The sequence below is a fragment of the Desulfovibrio inopinatus DSM 10711 genome (assembly GCF_000429305.1).
Taxonomy (GTDB): domain Bacteria; phylum Desulfobacterota; class Desulfovibrionia; order Desulfovibrionales; family Desulfovibrionaceae; genus Alteridesulfovibrio; species Alteridesulfovibrio inopinatus.
Map to the genome: position 1 here is coordinate 158,209 of NZ_AUBP01000005.1, position 12,530 is coordinate 170,738.

The 12,530-nt window shown below is 52.2% G+C and carries 14 protein-coding genes; 12 read left to right on the forward strand and 2 right to left on the reverse strand.

What is annotated here, in order from left to right; translation table 11 throughout:
- Positions 1-8: 8 nt before the first annotated feature.
- The 9 genes from G451_RS27780 (at position 9) to bioA (ending at position 9,707) form a co-directional block, all read left to right on the forward strand.
- Complete coding sequence (locus G451_RS27780; protein WP_051261180.1) at positions 9-773, forward strand: 16S rRNA (uracil(1498)-N(3))-methyltransferase; 765 nt, start codon at positions 9-11, stop codon at positions 771-773.
- Complete coding sequence (locus tag G451_RS0105255; RefSeq protein WP_027183426.1) at positions 770-1,987, forward strand: replication-associated recombination protein A; 1,218 nt, start codon at positions 770-772, stop codon at positions 1,985-1,987. Before G451_RS27780 ends, G451_RS0105255 begins: the two co-directional genes overlap by 4 nt.
- A gap of 45 nt (positions 1,988-2,032) precedes the next feature.
- Positions 2,033-2,926: a carboxylating nicotinate-nucleotide diphosphorylase gene (gene nadC, locus G451_RS0105260; RefSeq protein ID WP_027183427.1), complete on the forward strand. Its 894-nt coding sequence runs from the start codon at positions 2,033-2,035 to the stop codon at positions 2,924-2,926.
- Between the two features lie 6 nt (positions 2,927-2,932).
- Positions 2,933-3,961, forward strand: a complete 1,029-nt coding sequence (nadA, locus tag G451_RS0105265; protein ID WP_027183428.1) for a quinolinate synthase NadA — start codon at positions 2,933-2,935, stop codon at positions 3,959-3,961.
- 7 nt (positions 3,962-3,968) lie between these two features.
- On the forward strand, positions 3,969-4,979 hold the full coding sequence (gene bioB / locus G451_RS0105270; protein ID WP_027183429.1) for a biotin synthase BioB: 1,011 nt from the start codon (positions 3,969-3,971) through the stop codon (positions 4,977-4,979).
- 2 nt (positions 4,980-4,981) lie between these two features.
- Positions 4,982-6,169 carry an 8-amino-7-oxononanoate synthase gene (bioF, locus tag G451_RS0105275; RefSeq protein ID WP_156921523.1) on the forward strand — a complete coding sequence of 396 codons (1,188 nt, stop codon included), beginning with the start codon at positions 4,982-4,984 and terminating at the stop codon, positions 6,167-6,169.
- A 2-nt stretch (positions 6,170-6,171) separates the two neighbouring features.
- On the forward strand, positions 6,172-6,825 hold the full coding sequence (locus G451_RS0105280; RefSeq protein WP_027183431.1) for an alpha/beta fold hydrolase: 654 nt from the start codon (positions 6,172-6,174) through the stop codon (positions 6,823-6,825).
- A gap of 6 nt (positions 6,826-6,831) precedes the next feature.
- Positions 6,832-7,611, forward strand: a complete 780-nt coding sequence (locus G451_RS27785; RefSeq protein WP_051261181.1) for a methyltransferase domain-containing protein — start codon at positions 6,832-6,834, stop codon at positions 7,609-7,611.
- A 140-nt stretch (positions 7,612-7,751) separates the two neighbouring features.
- Entirely contained in the window at positions 7,752-9,707 is a 1,956-nt protein-coding gene (gene bioA / locus G451_RS0105290) for an adenosylmethionine--8-amino-7-oxononanoate transaminase (RefSeq protein ID WP_211236334.1), read from the forward strand.
- Here the strand turns inward: bioA and G451_RS0105295 are convergent.
- Positions 9,693-10,133, reverse strand: a complete 441-nt coding sequence (locus tag G451_RS0105295) for a MauE/DoxX family redox-associated membrane protein (protein ID WP_027183432.1) — start codon at positions 10,131-10,133, stop codon at positions 9,693-9,695. The genes bioA and G451_RS0105295 overlap by 15 nt on opposite strands.
- On the reverse strand, positions 10,130-10,618 hold the full coding sequence (locus tag G451_RS32350) for a rhodanese-like domain-containing protein (protein WP_051261182.1): 489 nt from the start codon (positions 10,616-10,618) through the stop codon (positions 10,130-10,132). Before G451_RS32350 ends, G451_RS0105295 begins: the two co-directional genes overlap by 4 nt.
- 92 nt (positions 10,619-10,710) lie before the next feature.
- Here G451_RS32350 and G451_RS0105305 point away from each other — a divergent pair, with 92 nt between their 5' ends.
- The 3 genes from G451_RS0105305 to G451_RS0105315 all read left to right on the forward strand — a co-directional run bounded on the left by G451_RS0105305 (position 10,711) and on the right by G451_RS0105315 (position 12,491).
- Positions 10,711-11,619, forward strand: a complete 909-nt coding sequence (locus G451_RS0105305) for a rhodanese-like domain-containing protein (RefSeq protein WP_051261183.1) — start codon at positions 10,711-10,713, stop codon at positions 11,617-11,619.
- Between the two features lie 15 nt (positions 11,620-11,634).
- Complete coding sequence (locus tag G451_RS0105310; protein WP_027183434.1) at positions 11,635-12,069, forward strand: YccF domain-containing protein; 435 nt, start codon at positions 11,635-11,637, stop codon at positions 12,067-12,069.
- A 128-nt stretch (positions 12,070-12,197) separates the two neighbouring features.
- On the forward strand, positions 12,198-12,491 hold the full coding sequence (locus tag G451_RS0105315; protein WP_027183435.1) for a peptidoglycan-binding domain-containing protein: 294 nt from the start codon (positions 12,198-12,200) through the stop codon (positions 12,489-12,491).
- Positions 12,492-12,530 lie beyond the last annotated feature (39 nt).

Sequence of the window (12,530 nt, forward strand, 5' to 3'; positions counted from 1 at the left end):
CTGACGTCATGTCGCGCATCGACACATTTTATCTCGCTCCGGAGAACTGGCAAGAACCCTTTGTGCTCAGTGGTCATGAAGCCGGTCATCTTCTGCGTGTCTTGCGAGCCAAGCCCGGCCAGACTATCCGCCTCTTCGACGGACAAGGCCGGGCCGGCCTGTTTCGTATCATACAGACAGACCGCGCCTGTGCACGACTTGAGTGCCTTGAGATGCACACGATGGATCGCCCGGCGCAACGAATCCACCTTGCTGTTGGTTTTGGCAAAACATCCCGCCGTGCCTGGTTTCTCGAAAAATGTGTTGAGCTCGAAGCGACATCGGTCACGTTCTGGCAAGCACGTCGCAGTCAAGGACGCGTACCGACCATGGTGAAAACGAGCTGGACCGACAACCTCATTGCCGGCGCCAAACAATCGGACAACCCGTTTTTGCCAGAGCTTGATGTCGCACCAGGAGGTTCTGCCGAGATCATCCGACGATTCCCCAACACCTCAAGCCGATACATTCTCTGTCAGGACGGAACCCCAATCACCGCTGCTGAAATGACCGCACCGGGAGACCATGCTGTTGTCATCGGTCCGGAAGGTGGATTCGATCCAGACGAAATCGATGCATTTTCGCACGCTGGATTTACCAAACGCAGTCTAGGGCACAGAGTGCTCCGTTGGGAAACGGCCGCTTTGATGTGTCTCGGACTGTTTTTCTGGGTCAATTCGCACGACGATGGACCAACATCCGACGCCTCATCGGCAGCGTCTTTTTCATTATGACTGACAAACGTCCTCTTGCCGAACGTATTCGCCCGCAAAATCTTGAAGAATTTATTGGGCAATCCCACCTCATGAACCGTATTGCCGCGTTCATGAAGGCACCGGCTCCACCAAGCCTGCTCCTCTTTGGTCCGCCTGGATGCGGCAAATCCACCCTGGCATTGCTGCTTGCCGAATCATCAGGACGACCTTTTATTCGTGTGAGTGCGCCTGAAGCCGGTTTGTCTGTTCTGCGTAAACAACTTGCTGGCAAAGAAGTACTCATCCTTGACGAATTGCACCGTTTCTCCAAAGCGCAGCAAGATTTTTTTCTTCCCATCCTTGAGACGGGTGAAATCCGTTTATTGGCGACGACAACGGAAAACCCTTCGTTTTCCGTGACTCGACAGCTTCTGTCACGTCTTCATGTTCTTCGCCTTCGCGCGCTTTCTCATGCGGAACTTCTCCAGGTTGCCAAACGTGGCGCCGATGCGTTGCAGCTGCCTATCCCAGCGGAAAGCCTCGACCTGCTGGCCATGACAGCGGCAGGCGACGCACGAACATTGCTGAACTTGCTCGAATATGCCGCCAATCTTCCTGAAGACAAGCTGCCTCCGGATGTGCTCAAAGCGATGTTACCGGAAATTGTCACCCGTGGGGACCGCGACGGCGACCAGCATTATGAACAGGCATCGGCCTTCATCAAATCCATTCGCGGAAGCGATCCCGATGCTGCTCTGTATTATCTGGCCTGCATGCTGGAATCCGGTGAAGATCCGCGGTTCATCTGCCGACGATTGATTTTGTCTGCTTCCGAAGATGTCGGGTTAGCCGACCCTTCTGCCCTTGGATTGGCTGTGTCCTGTATGCAAGCTGTGGAAATGATCGGTATGCCGGAAGGATTTATCCCACTCGCCGAAACAACGGTCTATTTAAGTCTTGCCAAAAAATCGAACACAGCCTACGCCGCGTATCTCGCAGCCAAGAAAGAAGTTTCCGTCAACGGCATCCGGTCTGTCCCCATGCATCTCCGCAATCCTTCAACAAAAATGCAACGGGAATGGGGATTTGGCAAAGGCTACCACTACCCACATGCCTACCCCGGTGCGTATGTTGACCAAGAATATTTCCCCGATGACGTGGCAACGAGGCGTTATTATTATCCCAAAGACCAAGGTGAAGAACCACGCCTTGCTGCCTGGTTCAAAAGTCATCTTAAAAAACGTGAAAACTAAGGTGTATCATCGCCGACCAATACACCAAGGCCCAAGGATTTCAGCATGAAACAACCCGTATCCTTTGATTCATTTTTTCAGGGAAAAGCCCGGCATTACCTTGTCACGACCATTGATCTGGCCCTGGAGGAAGACGGACGCGACTTGACGTCGGAAGCGGTCTTCTCACCGACCGACATCCTTGACGCCAAAATTATCGTCAAGCAAAACGCTGTCGTCGCAGGCCTCCCCATTTTGCCGATTGTTATCGAACGCATGGGCGCAACCAACGATGTCACCTTAGAACTGCATGTTCGTGATGGAGACACGGTAAGCGATCGAACACTCATCGCCACCATGCGCGGGCCTGCTGCTGTTTTGCTCAAGGCTGAACGGGTTATGCTCAATTTTATTGCCCACTTGTCCGGAATCGCCACCATGACGGCCGAATACGTCGCCGCCATGGGCAAAACGAAAACACGCCTTCTTGATACACGAAAAACGATCCCCGGCCTGCGTTACCCAGAAAAGTACGCCGTGCTCATGGGCGGAGGCAGCAATCACCGTCTGGATCTGGAAAAGATGTTCATGCTCAAAGACAATCACGTCGACAAAGCCGGTGGTATTACCCCCGCAGTTGAAGCGTTGCGCCAGTTCTGTGCATCTGCTATATTTGATGGATCATCTCCTCCCATCGAAGTGGAATGCCGTACCCTCGATGAGGTGCGTGAAGCTGTCTCGCTGAGGCCTGAACGCATTATGTTGGACAATATGGAACCAAGCGTCATGAAAGAGGCGCTTTCCCTTATCCCTGAAGGCATCGAAACCGAAATCAGCGGCGGAGTCAGCATGGACAAACTGTCCGAACTGGCCGCGCTTGGAGCGGATTTCATTTCCATCGGCAAAATTACGCATTCGGCGCCTTCGACGGATTTCAGCATGCTTATCCATACGAGCTAAACCGCTATGCAAAACACACAAGAACGCATCACCGCTGCCCGAGAACGGTTGGGCTCCCGACTGACCATTTTGGCTCATCACTATCAACACGACGATGTGGTCCGACATGCCGACTACCTCGGCGACTCTTTGGAATTGTCGCGGAAAATCGACGGACTCGATTCGGAATTCATTGTTTTTTGTGGAGTCTTCTTCATGGCCGAATCTGCGGCCACTTTGGCCCGTCCCGGACAGAAGATCTACATCCCCGACATTGAAGCAAGTTGCGTCATGTCGGAAATGGCACCGGCTCCGCTCGTGGAGACCGTGTATAACCGACTCACCGAGTCGGGCCGTAAACTCATCCCGCTGGCCTACGTCAACACCTCGGCCGCCGTCAAAGCCGTATGCGGCAAAAATGGTGGCACGGTCTGTACTTCGGCCAATGCACCCAAAATGCTCAAATGGGCGCTTTCCCAGGGAGATGGTGTGCTTTTTCTGCCCGATAAACAACTCGCGCAAAACACAAGCAACACGCTCGGTATCCCGGAAGAAAAACGCCATATTCTCGATATTCGTAAAAACGGCCAGCAAATAGATCTGGACGCCGCGGCTCAAGCCGACGTGGTGATATGGCCGGGACAATGTGTGATCCATTCCCGCTTTACCACAAACGCTATCAAAGCGGTCCGGAAAAGCATGCCGCAGGCGAAAGTCATCGTACATCCCGAATGTCCTCCCGAAGTCGTCGAGCTTGCCGATGATGCGGGATCGACTTCGAAGATTATCGACTTCGTTGAAGCAGCCGCCGAAGGCGATACAATCGTCATCGGTACGGAAACGAATCTTGTTGGACGCTTGGCCAATCAGTATGCGGGAAAAAAGACGATTCTCCCGCTGGCAACGAGCCTGTGTTCCAATATGGGCAAAATTACGGAAGACAAACTGCTTTGCCTCCTCGAATCTATCGAGCAGACCGAAGATGTCACCGTCTCCGATTCCATTCGCAAACCGGCCCAGGATGCCCTGGAGCGTATGTTGGCCGCATCGGCCTAGGACATATATGTTTCTTCCGTCTTGTGTTTCCCGGGTCGCTGACCAAGCGGCTCGGGGAATTTCTCCATCCTATGACGAAGCCCGCCAACTGACCAATATCATTGCCTCGGCCGACGAGAAGACGGCCCAAGCCATTTTCGACGTGGCCGCAACGATCAGGCAGACGCATTTTGGTAACACGACCGGACTGTGCGCCATCATCAATGCCAAAAGTGGCCGATGCGGCGAAGACTGCGCATTCTGCGCCCAGTCACGGCACTACCCAGAGGCCAATAGCCCCGACTACCCACTTATTGATGCCGAGACCGTCGAAACTGCGGCGCGCACAATGAAAGCAGCGGGGGTGAATCGCTTTTCCATTGTCACAAGCGGGTTAGGCCCCAGTCCGAGTGAATTCAAGCGTCTTCTTGAATTGATCCGCACGATTCGGCAAATCGGTCTTCTGGCCGACGCCTCGATTGGCCTTGTCGATGCTGAACGCCTTCAGCGCATGAAGCAGGCCGGCTTGGTCGGATATCATCATAATTTGGAGACATCCCGCCGGTTCTTCCCTTCCATTTGTACGACCCACGACTATGAAGACGACGTTCAAGTTGTTCGACAGGCCGTGAACGCCGGATTGTACGTGTGCAGCGGCGGCATTTTCGGCCTTGGCGAAACGTGGCAAGACCGGTTGGATTTGGCGCACACGCTGGAAGAATTGGGCGTGCATTCCGTCCCCGTCAACTTTCTCCACCCCATACCGGGAACTCCTTTGGCAAAGCGTCCGCTTCTGACACGGCTTGAAGCCGGAAAAATTATAGCGCTGTATCGTTTGATTCTTCCGACCAAGCATCTTCGCGTCTGTGGAGGCCGTGGTGACGTCTATGGATCGGATACCGTCGGCCCCATCTCCCATGGTGCCAGCGGGCTCATGGTTGGTGACTATCTGACAACGAAAGGAAGCGCGCTGGAACGCGACATCGACCAACTCTCCAAAGCAGGTTTGCAGCCGGAACCTTCGGTTCTGGGAAGCTGATCATGATGAACGCCCCCTACGCTGCCGCGTTGGCATCCTTACCGTCTTCACGATTTCGCCGTTTGCAGTCTATCGGTCCATCCAAAGCAGGTCGCGCTGTCCAGGATGGTCGGGAATATCTTGATTTTTCTTCCAACGACTATCTTGGATTGTCGGTCCATCCCGATATCATGAACCGGAGCGCACAAGCCACACAACTCTGGGGAACAGGGTCACGGGCTTCGCGTCTCGTCCGAGGCAACATATCCCTATACGATGAATTGGAGGAGCTTGTCGCCAAAAGCAAAGGCACGGAAGCCGCACTCATCTTTGCATCGGGATATCAGGCGAACTCTTCTGTGCTCCCGGCTCTTTTGGATAAAACAACCCTTGGTGCAGCCCCCCTTGTTTTCTCAGACAAGCTCAACCATGCAAGCATGCACGCCGGATGCAAAACAGCTGGCGTCCGTCAAATCCGTTATCGTCACCTTGATATCGATCACTTGCACCAACTGTTGAGGAAGCATTGCAATACGCCGGGACCACGGTTCATTCTTTCTGAAACCGTCTTCAGTATGGATGGAGATGCCGCTAATATTTGGTCGCTTGCCGAGCTGGCCGATGAATACAACGCGCTCCTCTATCTGGACGATGCGCACGCATCAGGTTGTATGGGAAAAAACGGAGCGGGGTTATCAGCGCATCTCGATTGTCGTAATCTCGTTGTTATCGGAACGTTCAGCAAAGCGCTCGGTGGATTTGGCGCCTATATTGCGGCATCACAGACCGTCTGCGATTTTCTCGTCAACAAATGTGCCGGCCTCATCTATTCAACGGCCCTCCCCCCTTCAGTGCTGGCCGCCAGTATTGCCGCGCTGGAACTTGTCCCCGATCTTCAAGAGCGCCGGGATCGTTTAGCACGCCATGGTGAAACCGTCCGACGATTTCTGCGTGAACGCGGGATCGATACCGCACGCTCATCGACCCACATCATTCCGGCGATCATCGGAGATGATGCCGATGCGCTAGCCCTCGCTTCAAAACTCCGAGATGAGGGACTTCTTGTTGTGGCAATACGTCCCCCGACCGTCCCCGAGGGGACAGCGCGCTTACGCATATCGGTCTGTTCCGAACATTCCGACGCCGATATTGAGACTTTGCTCCATGCTTTGGATCGCCACATTGAGACCATTCGACGCAAGGATACATAGTCGTGTCGATTCGTATCGTATTTATCCATGGTTTCGGCTATAGCCCGACCATGTTCGCTCCTCTTGCACAGCGCATAGAGGTTGATCATCAGTATGATATCGATTTCGGCTTCTTCGGACCATCCCGCTCTGAAGTTCCAATATGCTCAATGCCGACAGTTGTTATCGGACACTCCCTTGGTGTTCTACGGTACCTGGCAACCACTCCATTCCCTACCGATGGATTGGTGAGTCTCGCAGGCTTTTCCCGTTTCTGTACGACCGATGATTTTCCTCATGGCGTTACTCCGATTCTTGTCAAACGCATGCAGAAAAAACTTGCGCGGAACGCCCGCGCCCTGCTCACCGAATTTTACACTCTGTGCGGAGACAATATCACATTGCTTTCTGATGACTCCGTTCCCAACGTTGCAGCGTTGTCAGCAGCACTCGACGATCTTCTGCATCTCGATGCGCGATCAACGCCTCTTCCGCAAACGCTGGCGCTTGCCGGGCGCGCTGATGCCGTCACCCCACTCGCCATGCAGGAAGCCATTTTTCGCAATCGTCCCGATGTGACATTCCATGTCCATGACACCGCCCCGCACACACTTCCTTTGACGCACCCTGACTGGTGCGCCCACCACATTAACGCGTTCATTCGCCGATTTATGTAACGTTCCATGCCATACTCTACTCACAGCATCGGCCGCGCTTTTGGCCGAGCTAAAGCCTATCAGGATTACGCCGCTGTTCAACAAGAAGCTGCACACACATTATCCCACATTGCTGCGGCACAATGCGTAAAACCACCACGCCGCATTCTTGAACTTGGATGTGGCACTGGACTCTTAACGGAGCATATCCAACGTCGTTGGCCCGATGCCGAAATTCTCGTTACCGACCTCTCTCCGGCAATGGTCATGCGATGTCGAGACAAACATCGGCAGCCCCAGACCACATTTGCCGTCATGGATGCTCAGCTCCCGGCCTGTCGTGTTGGATTCGATCTCATCGTTTCATCTCTGGCGCTGCATTGGACCGCAGACTTATGCCAAACCGGAAACAGACTGCTTCAACTTCTTGAGCCCGATGGGTGTATTGCATTGAGCTTACCCGGCATCGAAACCTTCCACCAATGGCGAGATATTCTGAGTACGATGGAAAGGACTCCTGGATTTGCCCCGTTTTTTTCACGTCAGGATATGATCAACTTCTGGGGAAATCAGGTTTCATCGGTGCATGAAAACCGTCTCGACATTGTGTATCCGAGCGGCCAAGATTTCCTGCGCACGCTCAAAGGCTTGGGAGCTGCAACACCACGCCCTGGATATACGCCATTGCCCCCCCAAAAACTCCGTCAGGCTCTTACCCAGCTTCCCACCGGACCGGACAATACCGGTGTGACCTTGACATGGCACCTCCTCTACGCCACCCTGAAAAAGGACTCAGCCTCTTCATAGGTCCATGAGCCTAGAGCGCTCTTTTTCCTCTACAGGAAGAAATCAGCTCTTTCTTATACATTGTTACATCTAGTAACATAGTGTTTATTTATCTTTATGAATGAACCATCGAATTATTCTTTCAACAGTCAAGGTACACAATGAACCCTTACGGAGTATTTGTAACAGGAACGGACACAGAGATAGGAAAGACCATTGTCAGCGCCATCTTGGTTAAAGCACTCGGTGCAGCCTACTTCAAGCCAATACAAACCGGATGCCATATAGACGACGATACGGCCACCGTGAGCCGACTTGCCGGATTGAGCCCCAGTGAGACCTTTCCGCCCTGCTATTCGCTCATTGAACCGCTTTCTCCTCAAGCCAGTGCAGCGTGTGAAAACACCGTTGTGGATCCGGCTCGCATTGTTTTGCCCCAAACAGATAGACCACTTATTGTGGAAGGCGCTGGCGGTGTGTTTGTTCCGGTCAATGACGGAGTTCTGTATGTCGATGTCATGGCGCAACTAGACCTCCCGGTCATCCTTGTTGCCCGGAGCGGACTTGGTACAATCAACCACACTCTTCTCAGCCTGGAAGCTTTACGAAGTCGAGGACTCCACGTCGCGGGTGTCATCATGTCGGGAGAACTGAATCCCGGTAATCGTCAGGCCATTGAAGAATTTGGTCGTGTCCGCGTGCTCTTGGAAGTCCCCAAACTCGATACGGTAACTCCTGAGACGATTGCCACATTCGCCGCCGGAATCAATCTTGACCCTCAGATAATTTTCGGACAGCCCACCACCATTGCACAGGACAACATAGTTGATCTGGACAAAAAACATGTTTGGCACCCCTTCACACAGGCGCAAACAGCGCCGAATCCTATTAATATTGTGCGCGCCAGTGGGGCAACGCTCTATACCGACACCGGGAAAACACTTATTGACTGCATTTCGTCCTGGTGGGTCACCACGCATGGCCATGCCCATCCCGATGTCTCCGCCGCCATTGCTGCACAAGCCGAAACACTGGAACAGGTCATTTTCGCCGACTTCACGCATCCCCCTGCGGCTCGTCTCGCACAAGCTGTGACGTCCCTGCTTCCTGGAGGGCTCGATAGACTTTTTTATTCCGATAACGGATCAACAGCCGTCGAAATTGCTTTGAAAATGGCGCACCAGTACTGGCGAAATACTGGAGATACGCAACGAGTTCGTTTTGCCGCGTTTCAGGGCGGGTATCACGGCGATACGGTCGGAGCGATGTCTGTCGGATTGTCGTGTGGATTTTACCGAGGATTTGAAAATCTGACTTTCCATGTAGACTTTTTACCCTATCCGGCCACATGGGACGACGACAAAGCCATTGAATCCAAAGAAAATCAGGCCATTGAAGCGATCTACGCGTATATGGAACAATATGCGGGACAAGTCGCCGGAATTATCATTGAACCTTTGATCCAGGGAGCGTCGGGGATGCGTATGTGCCGCCCCGAATTCTTGCGACGACTGGAAAAAGCCGCCTCGGATTGCAATACGCTGGTTATCTATGATGAAGTCATGACCGGATTCGGCCGTACAGGTGACCTGTTCGCCTGCCGTGTGGCCGGCACAACCCCCGACCTTATCTGTTTATCCAAAGGCCTCTCTGCCGGTTTCCTTCCGTTGGCCGCAACGGTTTGCCGCAGCTCGCTCTATGAAGCCTTTCTGGGAGACACCTTTGATCGTGCCTTTGCCCACGGGCATTCCTTCACAGCCAACCCTATCGGGTGCGCCGCCGGCCTGGCCTCGTTGCGCGTCATGGAAAAGGAAAACACTTTGGGACGTATCGCAGAAATAAACGCGATTCATCGTACGCGTCTTGATGCGATACAATCTCATCCGTTGGTTGAAAAAACACGACTGCGCGGCTCCATTGCAGCATTCGAGATCAAAACACACGATGCCGCCGCCACGGCAAAACTCAATGCGTCCTTGAAAAAATTCTTTATGGACGAAGGATTCTTTCTGCGCCCCTTGGGCAATATCGTCTATCTCATGCCACCGTACTGCCTGTCACATGAAGACTTGCATGGGACGTGGAATGTCATTGAACGCGCTTTAGAGCGCTTGTAATCTCCGGCCAAGCCGCGGGTTCTGCTGAAACACATCTTTTCCCGCGGCAAGGCCAATGATCAAGATAACAAGATCACGTCCTATATCCCAATAGAGCGAAGCCCCCGTGCCCGATGTACTGAAACATCCACAGTTGATATCGATTCCCCTGATAAGCGTCGAAATAAGCGCTGCAAGAAAGCCAACGGTCAAGGCCAGCAAAATGACATAGGCTCCTTCCTTGGCTTTTCCCACAATCAAGGCAACCCCGGCGACCAATTCAAGCCACGGCAAAATCAGGGCAAACGGAACAATGATGCCATCAGGTAACAGTCGATAATTACCCACAATATCAACAAACGCAGCTGGATGCATAATTTTGTCAACCGAAGCGACAACAAAAAGAAGACCAAAGACAATTCGACACACACTCAACGCGATTCTCATTGCGTGACCTCCACGTCGCCTCCGGAATGAATCCACCCCGTCATACCGTCCGGCATGACAGCAACGTTGGGAAATTCTAGGAAAACAAGCCCTTCAGCAACCTCATGACTCTTTGAACACGCAGCATCACTGCAATAGACAAGAATCAAATTCGACTTGGGAATATTCGAAACAGCAGCTTCAAAATCACCGTAGATCGCTTCCTGTGGTACATTCATGGCCGTCGGAATATGTCCCTGGGAAAATTCCTCGGAAGAACGGGCATCCACAAATATCGCTTGATGCTCATCCAAAAGACGTTTCGCTTCTTCAATGGTAAGCTGGCGTGGAGCATTACTTTTCGCCGATTCCACGGAGTTGTGGAGCGACTGCCCGCCGAAATAGGGTCGCACCATGTCACTTGCATAGGCAAGAATCACGGCCAAGAGTAATAATCCGAATGCCTGCAGGCCTGCCCGGATTCCTTTCCATTTCCAATTGGCCACGTACACTCCTTTTTCTTCTTTATCCCGCGAGGTTGACACTATTCGCGCTTTTCCCCATAGAGTAAGAGACAAAAGCAAACAAGGAAATTGTGATGAACCCAGGACCGTATCTTGAGTATTTCCAATTTTTACTACGCCGACTCTTCGGAGGATCGTTTATGAATCAACCATCAGGGAGCAATTCGGCCTCGAATATGACGGTCGAGGAAACCAAAACCTATATTCAAAATCACAACCGAGACACCTTCACCCTGCTCGATGTGCGGCAAGATTGGGAATATGAAGAGTTTCACCTTCCCGGAGCGCAACTCATCCCGCTAGCTGAATTGACCGACCGAATGAACGAACTTCCCCAAGGTAAACCGACTATCACATATTGCGCGTCCGGCAAACGAAGCGCAGCGGCGGCCTCTTTGTTGGCCGGGCAAGGATTTACGGCTATCAATATGCTCGGAGGAGCCATGGCCTGGAATGGGCACACCGTTGAAGTCCCCGCGGATTTCGGTATGCAATTTTTCACAGGCAATGAAACACCGCTCCAATTATTCCAATTGGCTTACGCCATGGAGGACGGTCTGGAACGCTTTTACCAAGAACTGGCTGGCCGTATCGAGCAGCCCGATGTCCGGGAACTGTTTACAAGACTGGCCGGATTCGAAGAAAAACACAAGGCCCTTGTCTTCACCCTTGCAAAACGGGCAAATACAGGTATCTCAGACGAAAATGAATTAAAAACCAATCAATTCAGCAATGTCATGGAAGGTGGTGCGACCTCTTCGGAAAAAATTCAAGATGCGCTCCCTTCGACCATCCATGCCGCTTTGGAATATGCCATGCAATTTGAAGCAATGGCGCTTGACCTGTATATGCGTTATGCAGCCAAGGCCGAAGTCGAGGAAACAGCCCATGCATTAACCGAACTCGCCGACGAAGAAAAACGCCACTTGCACGCGTTGGGACAACTCATGCAGCGTTACCCCGTTCTCGAACGAAACTCATAACGAAAGGACACATACATGCAACCTGTGAATTTCCTCCTGAATATTCTTTGGCTCATCTTAGGTGGTATCTGGCTTGGTATTGGATGGTATCTTGCCGGACTTATTATGATCGTTACGATCATTGGCATTCCATGGGCCAGAGCCTGTTTTGTCATCGGAAATCTTGCCTTTTGGCCATTTGGCAAACAAATTGTGAGCCGCGAATTCGTCACCGGGCAAGAAGATGTCGGCACGGGACCACTTGGCTTTATCGGTAATATTTTGTGGTTCATCTTTGCTGGCGTTTGGTTGGCTATCGGCCATGTGACAGCCGCTCTCGCGAACTTCATCACGATTATCGGTATTCCTTTCGCCATTCAGCACCTCAAACTTGCCATGATTGCTCTGGCACCAATTGGCAAAACCGTCATTGATATCGACGACGATGTACGCGGACAACGCCTGTTTTAGGAAAAGTTTCCTTTGTGAACTGTATCAACTTATGCATTATGGCTTGTCATGACGACAGCCATAGTGCATAGAGTGAAAAAATACAGGGAATCATCGACTTGGAAATGCTTCTTCAGGAGGTTACCAATATGACAAGACGATGGGCAATTGGAGTGATGATTTTTGCGCTTTTGGCTGTTTTCAGCCTACCGCAAACCAGTGATGCACAACGATATCCCAAAAACATCATCCGACAAACTCAGGCGACACTCAATGCCCGCGGTTTTTATTCAGGTGGAGTTGATGGAATTTGGGGCCCCAAAACAGCACGTGCTGTTCGACAGTTCCAGGCTGCCAATGGACTGCCTGTTACCGGAACGCTGGAACCGGGAACGATTCAAGCCTTAGGGCTTCCCGCTCCTCCGGGACCACGACCGTATTAATAGTGTTTTTCCTTTTTCAAAAAAACGCCCTCTTTCAAA

Excerpts from the sequence above, each read along its gene's own strand:
- nadC (WP_027183427.1), top strand. The coding sequence starts at position 2,033 with ATGAAACAACCCGTATCCTTTGATTCATTTTTTCAGGGAAAAGCCCGG.
- G451_RS0105315 (WP_027183435.1), top strand. The coding sequence starts at position 12,198 with ATGACAAGACGATGGGCAATTGGAGTGATGATTTTTGCGCTTTTGGCT.
- G451_RS0105310 (WP_027183434.1), top strand. The coding sequence starts at position 11,635 with ATGCAACCTGTGAATTTCCTCCTGAATATTCTTTGGCTCATCTTAGGT.
- G451_RS0105255 (WP_027183426.1), top strand. The coding sequence starts at position 770 with ATGACTGACAAACGTCCTCTTGCCGAACGTATTCGCCCGCAAAATCTT.
- bioF (WP_156921523.1), top strand. The coding sequence starts at position 4,982 with ATGATGAACGCCCCCTACGCTGCCGCGTTGGCATCCTTACCGTCTTCA.
- G451_RS27780 (WP_051261180.1), top strand. The coding sequence starts at position 9 with ATGTCGCGCATCGACACATTTTATCTCGCTCCGGAGAACTGGCAAGAA.
- nadA (WP_027183428.1), top strand. The coding sequence starts at position 2,933 with ATGCAAAACACACAAGAACGCATCACCGCTGCCCGAGAACGGTTGGGC.
- bioB (WP_027183429.1), top strand. The coding sequence starts at position 3,969 with ATGTTTCTTCCGTCTTGTGTTTCCCGGGTCGCTGACCAAGCGGCTCGG.
- bioA (WP_211236334.1), top strand. The coding sequence starts at position 7,752 with ATGAACCCTTACGGAGTATTTGTAACAGGAACGGACACAGAGATAGGA.
- G451_RS0105305 (WP_051261183.1), top strand. The coding sequence starts at position 10,711 with ATGAACCCAGGACCGTATCTTGAGTATTTCCAATTTTTACTACGCCGA.
- G451_RS27785 (WP_051261181.1), top strand. The coding sequence starts at position 6,832 with ATGCCATACTCTACTCACAGCATCGGCCGCGCTTTTGGCCGAGCTAAA.
- G451_RS0105295 (WP_027183432.1), bottom strand. The coding sequence starts at position 10,133 with ATGAGAATCGCGTTGAGTGTGTGTCGAATTGTCTTTGGTCTTCTTTTT.